The following is a 19,583-nucleotide window of genomic DNA, read 5'->3' on the forward strand; positions in this document are numbered from 1 at the left end:
TCCCACCACCACTGTCGGCCCGCGAAGGAGGCCCGGTCCGTTCTGGCGGATCGGGCCTTTTCGTGTCGGGTGGAGAAGTCAGTTGCCGGCGGGCGGGAAGAGGCCGCTGGAGGTGCGCACACCCGGCAGGGCGTTGTCGTCCGGTACGAAAGCGCTGGACGCCGCCGGGGCCCCCGGCGCGGGCTGGGCGAGATCGGGCAGGAGCACGAGCGGGCCTTTGCGGCGCGCGGGCGCCTCGGCGACCGGCGGCGGCGCGGCGCGGGCCGGCGCGGCGGCGACCACCGGTGCAGGACTGGCTGCCGGAGCGGCGGCGACCGGCGGAGTGGCGGGGGCCGACGTTTGAGCCGTGGGCGCCGTCGTGGGCGCCGTGACGGCGGCGACCGGAACGGGGGGCTTGCGGCGTGGCAACGGCGGCAGGGCCTCCGGCGCGACGGCCGCGACGGCCTCGGGGGTGGCCGGCGGTGTCGCCGGATCGAGGGATGCGGCCGGGGGCGAAGCGGGCGCGGCAGGCGCCGGCGCGGCGGCGGGATCGACGGTCGGCAAGGCGGCCGTGCGGAGCGCCGCGCCTTCCAGGGCGGGCGGGGTCTGCGACACGGGCGGGGCCGGATCCGGGGCGGCGGCGACAGCGGGCGGTTCAGGGGCGACGGCCGGCGGCGCGGGCGCGACGGGCGACGGTTCGGCGATGACGACGGGCGGGACGGGCGGTGCGGGAGTGGCCGCGATCGGGGTGACCGGCGCGGGGGCGGCCGGTGTCACGGCCGGGGCGGCGGGTGCGGGGGCGGCTGACGGCGCAGGCGCGGCAGGCGGCGCGGGAGCAGCGGCGACGGCCGGAGACGCTGAAGCATTCGAAGGCGCCGCGGCGGCAGACGGCGGCGTGGGCTCCGAGGCGGGCGGGGCGGGCTCGGCGACGGGCGGGGCATCCGTTTCGGCGGACACCAGCGCGCCGATGGGGTCGGCGGCCGGGTCGGCGGCCGTCGCCGGATCGGTCGATGCGGCGTCGGGCGGCGTCTCTGCGAGCGGCGTCGGCGCAAGCGCCGCGGGATCGGCGGCGAGCTGCGGGGTGCCGATCACGGGCGGGTCGGAGGGAAACTGGGTGGCGGTCACGCGCTGGATGCCGGTGTTCTGCGAGATGGCGGCGGCGGCGACCTCCGCCTCCAGGCTCGGATCGACCGGGAGCGCCTGGTCGGCCGGCAGCACGACCGCGTTCGGATTGGGCGCCAGCATGGGTCGCGGCCCCGGATAGGGCGTCAGCCGGTCGCCGGCGAGGATGGGCGCGGGCTCCATCATCAGGAAGACGACGTTGATCCGGTCGGCGCCGGAGTTCTCCGGGTGGATCTGCACGGTGACGCCGCTCGCGGCGCCGAAATAGCGGGTGCGCTCCCGCACCGACTCGCGGGCGGCTTCGGGCATCGACCAGGCGACGAGATCGCCGGCCTTCTCGATGAAGGCCATCAGCCGGTTTTCCGCGTCGGTCTTCACCGAGGGATCGTCGAGGTTGAGCTTGAAGCGGACGGTCTCCAGCCGGTCCCTGGTGCCGCGCGCAGAGAAGAAGAAAGTGGACGGCCGCGGCTCGCGGACCGGCACATCCAGGCTGGCGGACTGGACGGCGTTCGGGTCGGTGATGTCGGCGGCCGGCGTCTCGACCGGGGGCGGCGCGACGGGCTTGGACCCGGGCACGGGCACGAGATCGGTCATGCACTGGTAGATGGGACTGCCGTCGTAGAGCGGCTTCCAGCCGTCGTTCGGCAGGCCGGCACCGCCGAGAATGGAGCAGAAGCGTTCCGGATCGACCACCTGGTTCCAGCGGAAGCTGATCGGCGCGTCGGCGATCTCGGTGCCGAGCAGCGCCTTGCGAGCGTCCGGCGACAGGACGGCGAGCCGGTCGACCGGGCGCTGGACCGTCTCCTCCACCACCACGCGGGTGCGGGAGGCGATGCCTTCGCTGACCATGCGGACGAGGCCTTCGCCGACCGCCACGATGGGATCGACGCCGATCTTCAGGACGACGCCGCCCATCAGGAGCGCCACCACCCCGGCCACGATGAGGCCCCGCCGGTTCTGCCGCACCAGCGGCGACTCGTCATAGCCCGGATCGGCGATCACGTCCGGGTCGATGAAGAGATCCTGTTCGTCGAGGTCGATCGGCGACGACAAGGTCGGCTTGGGGGCGTTCGCCATGGAACTTCACTCGATACGCGAGGCAGCACATCGTTGGAGAATGGGAGGGCGCGATGAACGGACCCTTAGAGAAGTGAAGATTGACAGGAGAAATATTGCATGAATAAGGCCGCGCGGAAAGCGCGCGGCCTCGTGTCAACGGCGGCGGCCGGCGGAAAGCGCCGGCCAATGCTGGCGGAACCGTCCGCTCAGGCGACGCTGAGCTTCACGTCGACGTTGCCGCGGGTGGCGTGGCTGTAGGGGCAGACCACGTGGGCCTTCTGGACGAGGTCCTCCACCACGGCCGGCTCGAGGCCCGGAACCGACACGGCGAGTTCGGCGGTGATGCTGAAGCCGGTGCCGTCGTCGCGCGGGCCGATGCCGACAGTGGCGGTAACGGTCGCCTCCGGCGGGATCTTGATCTTCTCGTTGCCGGCGACGAAGCGGAGCGCGCCGAGGAAGCAGGCCGAATAGCCGGCCGCGAAGAGCTGCTCCGGGTTGGTGCCCTCCCCGCCCGGACCGCCCATCTCCTTGGGAACCACCAGCTTGACGGCGAGGTTGCCGTCTTCCGAGCGGGCGAGACCGTCGCGGCCGCCGGCGGCGGTGGCGCGTGTGGTGTAGAGGATCTTCATGATCGGCCTTTCTGGACAGGGCCGGCCCGGTCGGGCCGCGGGATCCGGAGGACACACCCTCCGTCGCTGATATGTCTTGCACGCTATTTGATTGTGCGCAATATGATTTGCGGAACGTCTTCGTGATGACCGGCCCGAGGCCGCGCCCCCCGAAAGGAAGCCCATGTCCGAGAGGGACCCGCCCGCCGACGGCCTGACACTGGCGGACCAGCTCTGTTTCAGCGTCTACGCGACGGCGCACGCCTTCAACCGCCTCTACAAGCCGCTGCTCGACCCGCTCGGCCTGACCTATCCGCAATACCTGGTGATGCTGGCGCTGTGGGAGCGGGACGGGCGGACGGTTTCGGCGATCGGCGAGGCGCTGTCGCTCGACAGCGGCACGCTGACGCCGCTCCTGAAGCGGATGGAGGCGGCGGGGCTCGTCCGCCGCACCCGCTCGGCCACGGACGAGCGGCAGGTGATCGTCACCCTGGCGCCGGGCGGCGAGGCGCTCCGCGGGCGGGCGGCGGACGTGCCGAAGGCGGTGGCCTGCGCGGTCGGCGCGGCGGGCATCGACGCCCGCGGGGTGCAGGCGGGGCTGGACGCGCTGCGGGCGGGGCTGGGGCGCGAAAGGCGGGCGAGCGGATCGGACCGGGACGGGCGCACCGGACGGACCGGCTGAGCGGGACGGCCATTCTCCTCGCGCCGGCCATACCGCGACGGGAGAAACCACATTAATGTCGGACTGGCCGCAGCCGACCCCGCATCGACCCGAGGCTCCTCATGCACCGTCGCGTTCTCGTGCTCTTCGCCCATCCGGCCATCCGCCGGTCGCGGGTCAACCGCGTCCTCCTGGAGGCCGCGCGGGGGGTGGAGGGCGTCACCGTCCACGATCTCTACGACCACTATCCGGACTTCGCCGTGGACCCGGACCGGGAGCAGGCGCTGCTTTTGGAGCATGATGCGATCGTGGCACAGCATCCGCTGTTCTGGTATTCGGCGCCCGCGCTTCTGAAGGAGTGGCAGGACCTGGTGCTGGAGCACGGCTGGGCCTATGGGCGGAACGGCCACAAGCTCGACGGCAAGCTGTGGATGCAGGCGGTGACCGCCGGCGGCGGCGAGCGCGCCTATTCGCCCGACGGGCTGAACCGCTGGTCGGTGGAGGAGATGCTGCGGCCGTTCGAGGCGACCGCCAACCTCTGCCGGATGGTGTGGCAGCCGCCCTTCGTGCTTCATGGCGCGCATGTGGTGAGCGCATCGGACGTGGAGGCGGCGGCGGAGGCCTATCGGGCGCGCCTGTCGGCGCTTCGCGACGGCTCGCCGGTCCGGGCCGTCGCGGGCTGACGAGCACCCTCCCCGCCTGACGGCGACGCTGACGACCTGCTGAAGATCAAAGAACCCCCGAGGATCGACCATGGCCGCCGACGGATTTCTTGTGGAAAGCGCGACCTATCTGGCGGCGGCCGTGGCCTCGGTGCCGATCGCCCAGCGGCTGGGGCTCGGCTCGGTGCTCGGCTATCTGGTGGCGGGCGTCGTGGTGGGGCCGTCGGTGCTCGGGCTCGTCAACGCCGGCGAGGACGTGATGCACGTGGCCGAGTTCGGCGTGGTGATGATGCTCTTCCTGGTGGGCCTGGAGCTGCAACCATCGCGGCTCTGGCAGATGCGCGGGGCGGTGTTCGGCCTCGGCGGCCTGCAGGTGGGCCTGTCGGCGGTGATGATCGCGGCGGTCGCCTGGCTCGCCGGGCAGGCGGCGGGGCCGTCGCTCGCCATTGGGCTCATCCTGGCCATGTCGTCCACCGCAATCGTGCTGCAGGCGCTCGCCGAGAAGGGGCTGCTGAAGAGCCCGCCCGGCGAGGCGACCTTCTCGGTGCTCCTCTTCCAGGACATCGCCGTCATCCCCATCCTGGCGGTGATCCCGCTCCTCGGCGCCAGCGGCGCACCGGTGGAGGCGCACGCGGCGCCGACGCTGATGGACGACATGCCGGGCTGGCTGGCGGCTCTGGCGGTGATCCTGGCGGTGGTGCTGATCGGCGTCGTCGGCCGGCTGGTGCTCCGGCCGGTGCTCGACTTCATGGCGACGTCGCGCATGCGCGAGATCTTCACCGCGACGGCGCTGCTGCTGGTGGCCTCCGCGGCGCTTCTGACCCAAGCGGTCGGGCTGTCGCCCGCGCTCGGCGCCTTCCTGGCCGGCGTGGTGCTGGCCGACAGCGAGTATCGGCACGAGATCGAGACGGACCTGGAGCCGTTCAAGGGCCTTCTCCTCGGCCTCTTCTTCATCTCCGTCGGCGCCTCGATCAGCCTGCCGCTGGTGATGGAGAACCCGCTGCTGCTTGCCGCCATCGTGTTCGGCGTGGTGGCCATCAAGGCAGCGGTGCTCTACCCGGTCGCCCGCATGGCCAGGCTCGGCCACACGGACAGCGCGCTGATGGCGATCGCGCTGTCGCAGATCGGCGAGTTCGCCTTCGTGCTCCTGTCGTTCGCGGGACAGAACCGGGTGCTGGACGCCGGCACCGGCAGCCTTCTGACGGCGGCGGTGGCGCTTTCCATGCTGACGACGCCGGTGCTTCTCATCGTGTTCGAGAAGCTGACCCATGGGCGCACCGACGCGCCCGACGACCGGGAGCCGGACACCATCGAGGAGCGCAACCAGGTGATCATCGCCGGCTTCGGCCGGGTCGGCCAGATCGTCGGCCGCATCCTGATCGGGCGCGGCATCAAGGTGACGGTGCTGGAGCACGACGCGGAGCAGCTGGAGGCGCTGCGCCGGTTCGGCTTCAAGCTCTACTATGGCGACGCGCGCCGGCACGACCTGTTGCACGCCGCCGGGGCCGAGGAGGCATCCGTTCTGGTGGTGGCGACGGACGAGAAGGATACGACGGCGGCCATCATCGAGATGGCGCGGCGCAATTTCCCGCACCTGAAGATCGTGGCGCGCGCCTTCGACCGGCCGCACGCCTACGACCTGGAGGCGCTGGGCGCCGACGCGGTGGTGCGCGAGACCTTCGCAGGCAGCGTGGAGCTCGGCGTGGAGACGCTGCAGGCGCTCGGCGTTCCGGCGTTCGAATCGGCCCGCATTGGCCGGATCTTCCGCCGACACGATCTGGAGACCATGGCGCTTCTGCGGACCATGCGCGGCACTGCCGACCGCGACGCCTACGGCCTCGCCTTCCGGGAGCGGCGCGAGATGCTGGAAGGCGTGCTGCGGCGGGACTTCCAGACCGTGCATGATGTGGAAGACGCCGGCTGGGACAGCGAAAGCCTGCGCGAGGAGGTGCGGCGCGCCACGTGAGCGCCGTGCTTTTCGCGCCGCGACCCGGCCAGTTTGACGCAAGATCCGCATCAACCTTGACTTCCCGCCGCATATCCTCCACATGGATGCATGCGGATGCTGTGCACCGCACCATGAGACGGTCGCGTGAACGACCGCTTCGGCCATGAGCCTGAGGCGTCGCCGGACCGATTTTCCTGAATGGCCCATTCACGCGGGGCGTTCGACACCCGCGAAGTCGTCCCGCGCTCCTATTTGGATGCGGCGGTCGCCGTCGCCTATTCGAAAGACGGTTTCTTGACCTCTTTTTCCGACCTCGGACTTTCCGATCTTCTGCTCAAGGCCCTCGCTGACGAAGGCTACACCACCCCCACCCCGATCCAGGCCCAGGCGATCCCCGAATTGCTGAAGGGACGCGACCTGCTCGGCATCGCCCAGACGGGCACCGGCAAGACGGCCGCCTTTGCGCTGCCGATCCTCAACCATCTGGCCAAGGGGCGCCTCGCCCAGCCGCGGCGCGTGCGCTGCCTGGTGCTGTCGCCGACCCGCGAGCTGGCGACCCAGATCGCCGACAGCTTCAAGACCTACGGCCGCTACATCCCGAACATCTCCATCGCCACCGTGTTCGGCGGCGTCGGCCACCGGCCGCAGGAGGATCGCCTGCGCCGCGGCGTGGACGTTCTGATCGCCACCCCGGGCCGGCTGATGGACCACCTGGATTCCGGCGCGCTCTCGCTCGACCAGACCGAGGTGTTCGTCCTCGACGAAGCCGACCAGATGCTCGACATGGGCTTCGTCCATTCGGTGCGCAAGATCGTGCGCGGCCTGAAAAAGGAGCGGCAGAGCCTGTTCTTCTCGGCCACCATGCCGAAGGAGATCGGCCAGCTCGCCGGCGACCTCCTCACCAACCCGATCACCGTGACGGTGACGCCGGTGGCGACCACCGCCGAGCGGGTGACCCAGAAGGTCATCCACATCGAGACGGGCGCCAAGCGCACGCTTCTGCGCGACATCATCGTGGAGGAGAAGCCGGACCGGGTTCTGGTCTTCACCCGCACCAAGCACGGCGCCGACCGGGTCGTCCGCTCGCTGGAGTCCGACGGCATCGCGGCCGTCGCCATCCACGGCAACAAGAGCCAGGCGCAGCGCGAGAAGGCCCTCGCGGGCTTCAAGTCCGGCGCGACACCGATCCTGGTGGCGACCGACATCGCCGCCCGGGGCATCGACGTGGACGGCGTCAGCCACGTGGTCAACTTCGACCTGCCGAACATCCCGGAAAGCTACGTGCACCGCATCGGCCGCACCGCGCGCGCCGGGGCGAGCGGCATCGCCATCTCCTTCTGCGACCAGGAGGAGCGGGCTTTCCTCAAGGACATCGAGCGGCTGACCCGCCAGAAGATCCCGGCCGAGGATCGCCGCGGTACCGTGGAAGTGCGCCAGATGCCGCGCAGCGAGACGGAGCGCGACGAGCGCGCCGCCCGTGGGCCCGGTCGCGGCGGCCGTCCGGACGAGCGCGGCGGCAATCGCGGCGGCGCGCGTCCGGCCCAGGGCCAGAACCGGCGCGGCGGCAAGCCGGCCGCCAGCGGCACGGATGCCGGCCACCACACCCATGCGCGGGACGGGCGTCCGCTCGACCGTCAGGGCGACCGCACCGCCAAGCCGGCCGGCCAGGCCCGGCCGCAGCAGCGCGACACCGGCGCCGCCGAGGCGAGCCTTGGCCGCGTGGGCTTCCTCGCCCAGCCGAGCCGCCCCGCCGCCGCCCCCGCGCCCCGTCAGGGCGGCCAGCCCCGCCGCGACCGCGGCTGAGAGATTGCCCAGACGGTGACGGGTTCGTCGCCGTCGCAAGGCGAAGAGATGATGGCCCGCCGGAGCGTGATGCTCCGGCGGGCTTTTTCGTGGGGGATGGGGGTGGAAAAGCGTGGGTGGTCCGCCTACGCGGACCACCACGGAGACGCGGTGGGCGGGGTCAGGCGGACGCGGGTTCGGCGCATCGCGCGCTCGTGCCACGCCACCGTGTCCCACCGACTGGCGAAGCCGAGGCGGGTGGCGGCCAATGAGCCGTCGTAGACCCGGTCGATGCCGTCGCGGGCGAGCACGGCCCAGTCCTCGTCCCGCCAGTCGAACGCCGGGTAGCGCTGCCGCAGGATGGCGAGCGGATCGTCCTTCAGGCCCGCCGCGTCCTCCGCCTGAAGCAGGGTCCGCGCGACCACGTTGAAGACGCCGCCCACCCCGGACCGCGCCGCGCGGTGCAGCGCCCGCGCCGCGTCCGCCGCGGCCAACCCCCTGTAGAAGCGGTGCCAGGCCCTCAACCGCGCCGTCTCCCGGACGCATCGGCCGATGCGGAGCACCACCGTTCCGTCCGGAAAATCGCCGTCGGCGGCAAGGACCAGACGCTCCGCGGCGCGCTTCGTGTCGTCGTAGACGTCGCGCGGCGCCACGGCGAGGGACTCCGTGACGTAGACCGCCGCCGACCGGTTCGCGAGCGCGGCCCCATAGACGGACGTGCTGCTGGCGAACACGAACCGGCGCACGCCCGCCTTTCTTGCGGCGGCGAGGAGGCTGGCCGTGCCGTCGACGTTGACGGTGCGGAACTGCCGGTCCGGCACGCGGCCGATATGGGGCGCGTGCAGGGCCGCGAGGTGGACGACGCTGTCGACCCCGGCGAGCGCCTCGGCGAGCGCGCGGCGGTCGAGAATCGATCCGCGGACCGTCGTCGCGGGGCCGGGTTCCACATCCAGTCCCCGCACCTCCAGGGGATCGAGCCGCGCAGCCAATGCGCGGCCGAGCCGTCCGGACGAGCCGGTCACCAGCATGGGCGGCCCGGCGGCGGGCAAGGGCAGGTCGGCCACCCGGAGGGCCGTGACGCGGGCCTGTTCGTCGCGCGCGGCACGATGGCGATCGCGGTCGCCGGAACCGGGCATCCAGAAACGGACCATGTCGAACCTCCATCCACGTCGAGGGTTCGAGCATGGGCGGCACGACCGTCCGCCGACGATGGAGTTTTTTCGCCGAGGGGTATAGAAAAGCTCCATGGATCCCTTGGCGCGCGTTCACCTCAACGGACTGCGAGCGGTCGAGGCGGCGGGCCGCTTCGGCTCGCTCGCAAAGGCGAGCGCGCATCTCGGCGTGTCGCCGGGCGCGGTCAGCCAGCAGATCATCAAGACCGAGCGGCAGCTCGGCCGACAGATCTTCATGCGGACGCCCCGCGGTCTGGAGCCGACGGCGTTCGGCGTCGATCTGATCGCCCAGCTCTCCATCGGCTTTCGCGCGCTCGGCTCCGCCGTCGCCCTCACCCAGCCGGTGCCGGAGACCTGCCTGACGGTGTCCGTGGCGCCGATTCTGGCGGCCAAGTGGCTTGTGCCGCGTCTGGCCCGGTTCACCGCGGACCGGCCGGACCTTGCCATCCGGATCGACGCGACGGTCGCCCTCTCCACTCTCGACGGCGACGGCGCGGACGTGGCGATCCGGGTCGGCCACGGCTCGTGGCCGGACCTTCGCGCCGAAAAGCTTCTCGACCAGCACGTCTTCCCGGTGTGCGCCCCGGCGCGGGCGAGGCTGCTGCGGACGCCCGCCGATCTGGCGACCGTGCCGGTCCTGCGCGACGCGGGGTCGATCGTCTCGTGGTCCACGTGGCTGACGCCGCACGCCCTCGACGAAGGCATTCTCCGCTCCGGGTCGATCTTCTCGGACTCGGGCCTCTGCCTGGATGCCGCCGCCGCGGACCATGGCGTCATGCTCGCCTGGCAGACCGTAGCCCACGATGCCCTTAAGGAAGGACGTGTCGTCGCGCCCTTCGCGACCAGCGTGCCCACCGGACTCGCCTACTGGTTCGTCAGCGCGCGGAGCCGCCCGTTGCGGCCGGTCGAGGCCGCCTTCCGGGACTGGTTGGGGCGCGAGATGGCCGCCCTGCAGCCGGATCGGTTCCAGGCGCTGCTGGGGCGGGGCTGACGGGGCGGACTACTCCGCCGCCACCGCGTCCGCGTCGCCGGGGGCGGTCTGCCAGCCGAGGTCGGGGAGCATGACGAGGCGGTTGCCGCGCAGGTCCGAGGCGCAGACGAGGAAGCCGCGTTCCTCCATGTAGGCGAGGAGGCGGCGGGCGCGGGCGGGGGAGCGGGTGCCGTAGGCCTTGGCGATGTCGGCGTCGGACGGGCACGGCGCCTTCTGGAGCGCCGCCCGGGCGACGAGCAGGAAGACGCCACGGATGTCCTCCGGCAGGGAGGCGGCGACGAGGGTGGCCTGGTCCCAGTCGGCGCTTTCCATGGTGCCCTGTTCGACGCCCGCCCGCGCGATGGCGAGACGCCGGCGGAAGGTGGGCAGGTCCGGCGGATCGCCGGGCACGCGGGCGATGCGGCAGCGGACGAGAAAGTCCTGGTAGAGGATGGACACCGACTGGAAGGCGGCGTCCGGCTCGGCAAGAAGCGCGGTCATCACCGCGTCGACGGCGGCGTCGCGCTCCACGCTGGCGAAGAGGTCCGGCGCCTCCGGCGGCGGGGCGGGCTCCGGGCGGGAGCGGGCGAGTTGGCTGAGCACGTCGGCGGTGGAGACCGGGGCGGCGGCGGCGCGGGGCGTCACCTCGCCCTCCTGGCGGCGGAAGATGAGGTCGGCGGCGTCCTCGGCCGGCTGGCCGGGCAAGGGCACGAGCTTCGGGCTGCCGCCGCGCCCGACCGTCTCGACGGGGCCGATCTTCACCGGCTCGGGCTTGCGCGACATGGCCGGGCCGAGGGAGACGAACTGGCCGCGGTCGAGGTTGCGGAAGGTCTCGGCCTGGCGCCGGTCCATGCCGAGGAGATCGGCGGCGCGGGCCATGTCGATGTCGAGAAAGGTGCGACCCATCAGGAAGTTCGACGCCTCGGCGGCGACGTTCTTGGCGAGCTTGGCGAGCCGCTGGGTGGCGATGACGCCGGCAAGGCCGCGCTTGCGGCCGCGGCACATCAGGTCCGTCATGGCGGCGAGCGACAGGCGCCGGGCCTCGTCGGCCACGTCGCCGGCAGCGGCGGGGGCGAAGAGCTGCGCCTCGTCGACCACCACCAGCATGGGATACCAGTGATCGCGCTCGGCGTCGAAAAGGCCCTTCAGGAAGGCGGCGGCGGCGCGCATCTGCCTGTCCACCTCCAAGCTCTCCAGGTTCAGCACCACGGAGACCCGGTGCTGGCGGACCCGGTTGGCGATGAGGGCGAGATCACGCTCGGTGCCGGACGCGTCGATCACCACGTGGCCGAACTTGTCGGCGAGGGTGACGAAGTCGCCCTCCGGGTCGACAATGCACTGCTGCACCCACGGGGCGCTCTGCTCCAGGAGGCGGCGCAGCAGGTGGGACTTGCCGGAGCCGGAGTTGCCCTGCACCAGCAGGCGCGTCGCCAGCAGCTCCTCAAGGTCGACGACCGCCCGCTGGCCGCTCGTCCGGGTGCCGATATCCACGCTGACCGTCATACTGAACGAAACCCTAACGCCGAACGATCCGCCTGCCCCGTTCCGGGACAGGAATGGACCCTTGCCGATTCGGCGCCCGGAATAAAGCGCGACAGGGCGTGTTTCCCACCGCGGCGCGCACAGATGGGGGCGGCAGCAGGCATCGGCAAGGGGCGATATTGTGCACTGCACGGGTTCGTGAAAATCGCGTCATCTCCCTGTGAACATTCACTTTTTTGGTAACGGTGAGTTCACCGGAGGGCCGCTTCCGCTTTCGCTTCGATCGGCCTATCTCAGCATCACCGAGCCGAACGGGAACGAACCCCGCCAACGGCCCCGGAGGCGACCGGACGCATTGCCCGGCCCCGTCATCGCATAAGGCATACGATCATGAAGAACACTGTTTTCGCCACCGTCGCCCTCGCCGCCGTCGCCCTGACCTCGACGGCCCCCGCCTTCGCGTGGGATCCGGCGAACTCCAGCCGCGACTCCTACGTGGAGCGTCTGGCCGAGCGTCCCGTCGCCGGCTCGGCCGTGTCGACCAACGACAGCGCCCGCTTCGCGACCGGCACCGCCGCCTGGGATCCGGCCGAGACGAGCCGCGACCGCGACGTGCGCCTGCAGGCCGAGAAGGTCCCGGCCTTCCAGGGCCAGTCCTACATCCCGACCCGCGACGGCTTCCTGACCGACTGAACGCCGGCGGGAACAAGGGCCCGGATCGCCGGGTCCTGATCTGACAAGAGGGCGCCGACCGTGAGGTCGACGCCCTTTTTCGTGCGTGCAGGGATTGGAACGGGTCAGACGATGCCGCCGCCGCCCGCCTTCGCGGCGGGCCGTTCGGCGGAGACCTTGGCCCGATAGCCGCTCGCCCGGTAGGTGGCGATCGGGTCGAGGGCGCCGCCGTCGCGCCGGCGGGCTTCTGCCAGGATGGGCGTGACGTCAGTGCGGAAGCCGATCTTCAGGAGTTCTGAGGCCAGGATGGCGTCGTTCGCCTCCTGGGCGGCGCCGAGGGCCTCGCGGTCGACGAGGAGCGCCTGGGCGTAGGCGCGGCGGATCTCGTCGGCAGAGCGGATCAGGCTCTCGATCGGGTCGGTCACGTTGTGCGACTGGTCGATCATGTGGGCGAGCGGCGGCAGGCCGGCGCCGACCTCCACGTCGACCAGTTCGTTGAAGACCAGGAAGAGGCGGAACGGGTCGATGGAGCCGGCGTCGAGGTCGTCGTCGCCGTACTTGCAGTCGTTGAAGTGGAAGCCGCCGAGGCGGCCGAACTGCAGGAGGCGGGCGACGATCATCTCAATGTTGACGTTCGGCGCGTGGTGGCCGAGGTCGACCAGGCACTTGGCCTTCGGGCCGAGGGTGGTGGCGGCCAGATAGCTGGTGCCCCAGTCCTGGATGACGGTGGCGTAGAAGGCCGGCTCGTACATCTTGTGCTCGACGAAGAGCGTCCAGTCGTCCGGCAGCCGGGCGTAGACCGCCTGCATGGCATCCAGGTAGCGCTCGAACGCGCGGGTGAGATGGCTCTGGCCGGGGAAGTTGGCGCCGTCGCCGATCCAGACCGTGAGGGCTTTGGAGCCGAGGGCGCGGCCGATCTCGATGCACTCGATGTTGTGCTCCACCGCCATCCGGCGCACGGCCGGATCGGTGTGGGAGAGCGAGCCGAACTTGTAGGACGGGCTCTGGCCGGGCTGGTCCTGGAAGGTGTTGGAGTTCATGGCGTCGAAGCCGAGGCCAAGGCGATCGCCGGCGGCCTTGAGGTCGGCGACGTCGGCCGGCTTGTCCCACGGGATGTGCAGCGAGACGGTGGGGGTGGCGCGGCCGAGCTGCTGGATGACGGCGCAGTCGGCGAGCTTCTCGTAGATGCCGCGCGGCTCGCCGCCGCCCGGAAATCGGGCGAACCGCGTGCCGCCGGTGCCGACGCCCCAGGACGGGACGGCGACGTGGAAGCGGCGGGTCGCCTCGGTGACGGCGTCGATGTCGACGCCGCGGCGGGCGAGCTTCTCGCCGAGGGCGGCGTAGTCGGTGGCGTGGTCGCCGGCGCGGCGGTCGTTCTCCGCCGCGATCAGGTCCTCGCCGATGGGGTGAGCGGACATGGGGTTCCTCCCGAGGCGGTCAGCGCGTGAAGCTCTGGGCGTTGCCGGCGTCCACGTTGATGATGTTGCCGGTGGACTTGGCGGCAAGGTCGGAAGCGAGGAAATAGACCGCCTCGGCGATGTCCTCCGGGTAGACGGAGAGCTTCAGCATGGAGCGCTTGCGGTAGTGCTCTTCCAGGTCGTCCGGCTGGAGATTGTAGGCGGCGGCGCGCTGCTCGCGCCATTCGCCGGTCCAGATCTTGGAGCCGCGCAGCACCGCGTCCGGATTGACCACGTTCACCCGGATGCCGACGTCGGCGCCTTCGAGCGCCAGGCAGCGGGCGAGATGGATCTCGGCGGCCTTGGCGGTGCAGTAGGCGGAGGCGCCGGGGGAGGCCGCGAGGCCGTTCTTCGACGCGATGAAGACCACCGAGCCGCCGAGCTTCTGGCCGCGCATCAGCCGGAAGGCCTCGCGGGCGACCAGGAAATAGCCCTTGGCCAGGATGTCGATGTTGCGGTTCCACATGGCGAGCGTCGTTTCCTCCACCGGGGCGGAGGACGAGATGCCGGCGTTGGAGACGAGGATGTCGAGCCCGCCATAGTCCACCACCGCGCGGGTGAAGCCGTCGGCGACGGCGGCCTCGTCGGTGACGTCGAGCGTGACGGCGCGCACGTGGTCGGCGCCGAAGCTCTTGGCGAAGTTCGCCTTCGTCTCCTCGAGCGCGGCGCCGTCGATGTCGGTCAGCACCACGCAGGCGCCCTCGGAGAGAAGCTTGCCGGCGATCGCCCGGCCGATGCCGCCGGCGGCGCCGGTGACGAGGGCGACGCGGCCGACGAGGGACTTCGGCTTCGGCATGCGCTGGAGCTTGGCCTCCTCCAGGAGCCAGTATTCGATGTTGAAGGCCTCCTGCTCGGAGAGGCCCACATAGGTGTCGACGCTGGAGGCGCCGCGCATGACGTTGATGGCATTGACGTAGAACTCCGCCGCGATGCGGGCGGTGGCCTTGTCCTTGGCGAACGAGATCATGCCGACGCCGGGCACGAGATAGATGACGGCGTTCGGGTCGCGGATGGCCGGGCTGTCGGGGTGCTTGCAGCGCTCGTAGTAGCCGGTGTAGTCGGCCCTGTAGTCGGCGATGGCGTCGTCGAGGCTGGAGAGGACTGCGTCGAGATTGTTCGACGCCGGATCGAAGGGAAGTACCAGCGGCCGGATCTTGGTGCGCAGGAAATGGTCCGGGCAGGAGGTGCCGAGGGCCGCGAGGGGCTTCAGGTCGCGGCTGTTGACGAAGTCGAGGACCGCCGGGCTGTCGTCGAAGTGGCCGACCTTGCGCTCCGCCGCGCTGATGCGCTGGCGGATGGCCGGCAGCAGCTTCGCCGCCACCGCCTGCCGGTCCGTCTCGGCGAGCGGCGACACGACGGCGCCGCCGAAGGCAGGCCGGCTGCGCGTCTTGCCGTCGAAATAGCGGATGGCGGTGTTGATGATCCGCAGCGTGGTCTCGTAGCTCTCCCCGGCGGTGTCGCCCCAGGTGAAGAGGCCGTGGCTTTCAAGGACGACGCCCTTGGCGTTCGGGTTGTCGCGGGCGAAGGCGGAGAGGTCGAGGCCGAGCTGGAAGCCAGGGCGGCGCCAGGGCAGCCAGCCGATCTCGTCGCCGAAGATCTCGCGGGTCAGTGCCCGGGAGTTGGCCGTCGCCGCGATGGCGATCACCGCGTCCGGGTGCATGTGGTCCACATGCCGGTAGGGCAGATAGGCGTGCAGCGGCGTGTCGATGGAGGCGGCGCGCGGGTTGAGGTTGAAGGTGCAGTGGGGCAGGTAGCCCACCATCTCGTCCTCGTGCTCGAGGCCGCGGTAGAGGCCCTTCAGCTGCTCCAGCTTGTCCATGTAGAGGGTGGAGAAGCCGTCGCGCTTCATGGTGCCGACGTCGCCGCCGGAACCCTTGACCCAGAGGACGACCACGTCCTCGCCGGTGAGCGGGTCCTTGTGCAGCACCTTGGCCGACGTGTTGCCGCCGCCATAGTTGGTGATACGCTTGTCGGCGCCAAGGAGGTTGGACCGGTAGAGGAGCCGGCCGGGCTCGTCGAGGGTCGCGGCGTAAGCCTCGTCCCAACGGTTCTCCAGAAGCTGGATGTCGGCCACGTCGGCCATCGGCGCCTCCCAGGGGCAGTTCTTCGTCTTCGCGAAAGGGTGACGGTCCGGAAAGCAGGGCGTCGTCGCCCCGTCCCCGACCATCGTCGACCGGGGAAGATATCGCGCAGGCAAGGTCGGGCTGTCAATCGCATCCAATCAATATCGATCATACTGCAGCGCAACATGACTATTTTTGACCGATGATGATTGACATTCGAGAGTTCAAACGATTTGATCCGCACCAAGGGAGACGTAGATGCACGAACGTGAGCGCCAGAGGATCATTCTGAGCGCCGTCCAGGAACGGCCGGTTGCGACGGTGCAGGACATCGTCGAGATGACCGGCGTTTCGGAGGCGACGATCCGGCGTGACATCGCGGCCCTCGCCCTGCAGGGCCGCTTGCGGAAGGTGCGTGGCGGCGCGGAGGCGCTGCACCCGCCGCAGGTCGGCACCCTGGCGGCCCGCCCCTTCCGGGTGAGCGAGTCCGTCAACAGCGTGCAGAAACGAGCGATCGGCCGGGCGGCGGCGCGGCTCTGCGCCGACGGGGAGAGCATCATCATCAACGGCGGGACGACCACGTTCCAGCTGGCGCACAACCTCGTCGGCCGGCGGCTGCAGGTGATGACCAACTCGTTCGCCATCGCCGAGCATCTGGTGAAGAACACCAAGTGCACGGTGATCGTGCCGGCCGGGACGATCTACCGGGAGCAGAACATCATCCTGTCGCCGTTCGAGAACGACGGCACGGCGCACTTCTACGCGCGGCGGATGTTCATGGGCGCCCAAGGGGTGTCGTCGCTCGGCATCATGGAGAGCGACAGCCTGATCATCCAGTCCGAGCAGCGGCTGATGCGGCAGGCGGACGAGCTGGTGCTGCTCGTCGACAGCTCCAAGTTCCAGAACCGCTCCAGCCTGATCCTCTGTCCGTTGGAGCGGGCCACCACCATCGTGACCGACGACGCCATCACGGACGAGGCGCGCCGGATGATCGAGACCGCCGGCCTGACCCTCGTGATCGCGGATGCCGCGGAGGCCGGTCTGGAGAGGACATCCTCGTCCGTCGCCTGACGACCGGTGGGAGACTTGGGGGTGAGACCCCGGGTTCGGTCTTCGGGACGGCGGCGCGGATGACGTGCAGTCAAAAGGGAGGAAAAAAGCATGTCGTTTCTGAAGACACTCGCTCTCGGCACGGCGCTCGCCGCCGCGCTGATCGCCGGCCCCGCGCAGGCGGAGAACGTCAAGGTCGCCCTCGTCGTCAAGGCGCTCGGCATCGGCTTCTTCGAGGCCGCCCAGAAGGGCGCCGAGCAGGCCGCCGCCGAAGTCGGCGACATGGAGATCATCTACACCGGCCCGACGTCGACCACGGCGGAAGGGCAGATCGAGGTGATCAACGCGCTGATCGCCCAGCGGGTGGACGCCATCGCCATCTCGGCCAACGACAAGGACGCGGTGGCGCCGGCGCTGAAGAAGGCGATGGACCGCGGCATCAAGGTGATCTCGTGGGATTCCGGCGTCGCGCCGGAAGGCCGCATGGTGCACCTCAACCCGTCGTCCAACGCGCTGATCGGCAACCAGCTCCTGAAGCTCGCCGAGGCGGCCCTGCCGGACGGCAAGGGTGACATCGCCATCCTGTCGGCGACCGCCACCTCGACCAACCAGAACACCTGGATCGAGGAGCTGAAGAAGGCGCAGCCGAACTATCCGGGCATCAACGTGGTGACGACGGTCTATGGCGACGACCTCGCCGACAAGTCCTACCGCGAGACCCAGGGCCTCTTGCAGACCTATCCGAACGTGAAGGTGATCGTGGCGCCGACCTCGGTCGGCATCGTGGCCGCCGCCCAGGCGGTGTCGGACGCCGGCAAGGTGGGCGAGGTGTTCGTCACCGGCCTCGGCCTGCCGTCGGAGATGGCCGGCCATGTGAAGTCGGGCGCGTCCAAGTCCTTCTCGATCTGGAACCCGATCGATCTCGGCTATTCGGCCGCGACGATCGCCTACCACATCGTCAAGGGCAACGCGAAGGGCGAGCCGGGCGAGACCATCCCGATCGGCCGCGTGGGTTCCGTCGCGTTCGACGAGAACGGCGAAGGCGCCATGGCCGACCCGTTCACCTACGACGCCAGCAACGTGGAAGAGTTCGCCAAGATCTTCTGATCGCGGCGGGTTCGCTTTCCATCGCGGCTCTCCGCCCTGTCGTGCCGCCGGTTCGGCAGGGAGGGGGCTGCCATACATCCTTCCTTTCAAGGGAAGGATCTTGTCGCGTCACGCCAGAGGACAGCGCGCCTCATGCATATGCCAAGCCCCTCCCCTGCCCTCGCCGAGCCCATCCTGGAGATGCGCGGCATCTCCAAGAGCTTTCCCGGCGTGAAGGCGCTGTCCGACGTGGCGCTGGCGCTGCGGCCCGGGCGGGTGACGGCGCTGATCGGGGAGAACGGGGCAGGCAAGTCGACCCTCGTGAAGATCCTGACCGGCATCTACCGGCCGGACGGCGGCGAGATCCGGGTGGACGGGGCGCCGGTGCGGTTCGAGACGGCGGCGGACGCGCAGGCCGCCGGCATCACGGCCATCCACCAGGAGACCGTGCTCTTCGACGAATTGACCGTGGCGGAGAACATCTGGCTCGGCCACGCGCCGCGCGGCCGCTTCGGTCTGATCTCCTGGGCGGCGATGCGGGCGCGGTCCGCCGCCCTCCTCCACTCGGTGGACGCGGACATCGACCCGCGCACCCGGCTGAAGGATCTTTCCATCGGCCAGCGGCACCTGGTGGCGATCGCCCGGGCGCTCTCGGTGGAAAGCCGGATCGTCATCATGGACGAGCCGACCGCCGCCCTCTCCCACAAGGAGGTGGAGGACCTCTTCCGCATCATCGAGCGGCTGAAGGCGAAGGGGAAGGCCATCCTCTTCATCAGTCACAAGTTCGAGGAGGTCTGGCGCATCGCCGACGACTTCGCCGTGTTCCGGGACGGCAAGGCGGTGGGCGCCGGGGGCCTTGCGGACGTGAACCACGGCGACCTCGTGAAGATGATGGTCGGCCGCGCGGTGGACCAGGTGTTTCCGAAAACGCCGGCGCGGATCGGCGAGACGGTGCTGGCGGTGGAGAACTACTGCCACCCGACGGAATTCGACGGGGTGTCGTTCACGCTCCGGCGCGGCGAGATCCTCGGGCTCTACGGGCTCGTCGGCGCCGGCCGGTCGGAGGTCTGCCAGGCGCTCTTCGGGGTGACGCGGCCGAGCGCCGGCACGGTGACGCTGGAGGGCCGTCCGATCACGGTGGCGGCGCCCGCGGACGCGATCCGGGCCGGCATCGTCTACGTGCCGGAGGAGCGCGGGCGGCACGGGGCCATCCTGCCCATGGGCATCGCGGAGAACATCTCGCTGCCCTCGCTCCACCGCACGGCGCGGCGGGGCTTCCTGCGGATGGCCGAGGAGTTCGCGCTCGCTCGCACCTACGCGGAGCGGCTGGACCTTCGCGCCGCGTCGCTCTCGCAGCCGGTCGGCACGCTGTCCGGCGGCAACCAGCAGAAGGTGGTGATCGGCAAGTGGCTGGCGACGGGACCGAAGGTAATCATCCTCGACGAGCCCACCAAGGGCATCGACATCGGCTCCAAGGCGGCGGTGCACGCCTTCATGAGCGAACTCGCCGGCGAGGGGCTGGCGGTGATCATGGTGTCGAGCGAGATCCCGGAAATCCTCGGCATGGCCGACCGGGTGGTGGTGATGCGCGAGGGTCGCATGGCCGGGACGTTCGACCGGGCGGGGCTGACGCCGGAGACGCTGGTGCGCGCGGCGACGGGCAACGAGGGGGGCGCGTGATGGAGGTTGGTTCGCCATGGGCGGCGTTTCGCCCGACGCCGCTCTCTCCCGTGCGGTCATCCCGGCGGACGCCGGGATCCAGCCGACGGGGCGAGTGGCACCGGCGGTGCGGGACGTTGACGGCCGGCGC

15 protein-coding genes are annotated in these 19,583 nt (G+C 70.5%); 9 read left to right on the forward strand and 6 right to left on the reverse strand.

Going from position 1 to position 19,583, the window contains the following annotated elements; genetic code table 11:
* Positions 1-78 precede the first annotated feature (78 nt).
* Together BUQ68_RS19650 and BUQ68_RS19655 are read right to left on the reverse strand one after the other, a co-directional pair.
* Positions 79-2,178, reverse strand: a complete 2,100-nt coding sequence (locus tag BUQ68_RS19650) for a DUF6030 family protein (RefSeq protein ID WP_075217722.1) — start codon at positions 2,176-2,178, stop codon at positions 79-81.
* 188 nt (positions 2,179-2,366) lie between these two features.
* Positions 2,367-2,789, reverse strand: a complete 423-nt coding sequence (locus tag BUQ68_RS19655; protein ID WP_075217723.1) for an organic hydroperoxide resistance protein — start codon at positions 2,787-2,789, stop codon at positions 2,367-2,369.
* Positions 2,790-2,952: 163 nt separating this feature from the next.
* Between BUQ68_RS19655 and BUQ68_RS19660 the strand changes: the two genes are divergently transcribed.
* The 4 genes from BUQ68_RS19660 (at position 2,953) to BUQ68_RS19675 (ending at position 7,842) form a co-directional block, all read left to right on the forward strand.
* Positions 2,953-3,450 (forward strand): MarR family winged helix-turn-helix transcriptional regulator, encoded by a 498-nt coding sequence (locus BUQ68_RS19660; RefSeq protein WP_075217724.1) that lies wholly within the window; start codon positions 2,953-2,955, stop codon positions 3,448-3,450.
* A gap of 101 nt (positions 3,451-3,551) precedes the next feature.
* Positions 3,552-4,112, forward strand: coding sequence for a glutathione-regulated potassium-efflux system oxidoreductase KefF (gene kefF, locus BUQ68_RS19665; RefSeq protein ID WP_075217725.1), 561 nt, complete (start codon positions 3,552-3,554; stop codon positions 4,110-4,112).
* 70 nt (positions 4,113-4,182) lie between these two features.
* Complete coding sequence (locus tag BUQ68_RS19670) at positions 4,183-6,057, forward strand: monovalent cation:proton antiporter-2 (CPA2) family protein (RefSeq protein ID WP_075217726.1); 1,875 nt, start codon at positions 4,183-4,185, stop codon at positions 6,055-6,057.
* Positions 6,058-6,333: 276 nt separating this feature from the next.
* Complete coding sequence (locus BUQ68_RS19675; protein WP_075217742.1) at positions 6,334-7,842, forward strand: DEAD/DEAH box helicase; 1,509 nt, start codon at positions 6,334-6,336, stop codon at positions 7,840-7,842.
* A gap of 125 nt (positions 7,843-7,967) precedes the next feature.
* Here BUQ68_RS19675 and BUQ68_RS19680 read toward each other — a convergent pair whose 3' ends face one another.
* The gene (locus BUQ68_RS19680) at positions 7,968-8,972 is read right to left on the reverse strand and encodes an NAD-dependent epimerase/dehydratase family protein (RefSeq protein ID WP_075217727.1); all 1,005 of its coding nucleotides are present in this window, start codon (positions 8,970-8,972) and stop codon (positions 7,968-7,970) included.
* A gap of 94 nt (positions 8,973-9,066) precedes the next feature.
* On the opposite strand from BUQ68_RS19680, the gene BUQ68_RS19685 reads away from it, so the two are divergent.
* A complete protein-coding gene (locus BUQ68_RS19685; RefSeq protein WP_075217728.1) occupies positions 9,067-9,984 on the forward strand; it encodes a LysR substrate-binding domain-containing protein in 918 nt (305 codons plus the stop codon).
* Positions 9,985-9,993: 9 nt separating this feature from the next.
* On the opposite strand, the gene BUQ68_RS19690 is transcribed toward BUQ68_RS19685, so the two are convergent.
* Positions 9,994-11,466 carry a helicase HerA domain-containing protein gene (locus BUQ68_RS19690; RefSeq protein ID WP_075217729.1) on the reverse strand — a complete coding sequence of 491 codons (1,473 nt, stop codon included), beginning with the start codon at positions 11,464-11,466 and terminating at the stop codon, positions 9,994-9,996.
* Positions 11,467-11,835: 369 nt separating this feature from the next.
* Between BUQ68_RS19690 and BUQ68_RS19695 the strand changes: the two genes are divergently transcribed.
* The gene (locus tag BUQ68_RS19695; protein ID WP_075217730.1) at positions 11,836-12,138 is read left to right on the forward strand and encodes a hypothetical protein; all 303 of its coding nucleotides are present in this window, start codon (positions 11,836-11,838) and stop codon (positions 12,136-12,138) included.
* A 104-nt stretch (positions 12,139-12,242) separates the two neighbouring features.
* Here BUQ68_RS19695 and rhaI read toward each other — a convergent pair whose 3' ends face one another.
* Both rhaI and BUQ68_RS19705 read right to left on the reverse strand, forming a co-directional pair.
* A complete protein-coding gene (gene rhaI, locus BUQ68_RS19700; protein WP_075217731.1) occupies positions 12,243-13,535 on the reverse strand; it encodes an L-rhamnose catabolism isomerase in 1,293 nt (430 codons plus the stop codon).
* A gap of 19 nt (positions 13,536-13,554) precedes the next feature.
* The gene (locus BUQ68_RS19705; RefSeq protein WP_075217732.1) at positions 13,555-15,657 is read right to left on the reverse strand and encodes a bifunctional rhamnulose-1-phosphate aldolase/short-chain dehydrogenase; all 2,103 of its coding nucleotides are present in this window, start codon (positions 15,655-15,657) and stop codon (positions 13,555-13,557) included.
* 238 nt (positions 15,658-15,895) lie between these two features.
* Between BUQ68_RS19705 and BUQ68_RS19710 the strand changes: the two genes are divergently transcribed.
* From BUQ68_RS19710 to BUQ68_RS19720, 3 genes are all read left to right on the forward strand, one after another.
* Complete coding sequence (locus BUQ68_RS19710; RefSeq protein WP_075217733.1) at positions 15,896-16,708, forward strand: DeoR/GlpR family DNA-binding transcription regulator; 813 nt, start codon at positions 15,896-15,898, stop codon at positions 16,706-16,708.
* A gap of 90 nt (positions 16,709-16,798) precedes the next feature.
* Positions 16,799-17,794 carry a rhamnose ABC transporter substrate-binding protein gene (gene rhaS / locus BUQ68_RS19715; protein ID WP_075217734.1) on the forward strand — a complete coding sequence of 332 codons (996 nt, stop codon included), beginning with the start codon at positions 16,799-16,801 and terminating at the stop codon, positions 17,792-17,794.
* 132 nt (positions 17,795-17,926) lie between these two features.
* On the forward strand, positions 17,927-19,453 hold the full coding sequence (locus BUQ68_RS19720) for a sugar ABC transporter ATP-binding protein (RefSeq protein ID WP_075217735.1): 1,527 nt from the start codon (positions 17,927-17,929) through the stop codon (positions 19,451-19,453).
* Positions 19,454-19,583: the final 130 nt, after the last annotated feature.

The sequence above is a fragment of the Mongoliimonas terrestris genome, assembly GCF_001927285.1.
GTDB lineage: Bacteria > Pseudomonadota > Alphaproteobacteria > Rhizobiales > Pleomorphomonadaceae > Chthonobacter > Chthonobacter terrestris.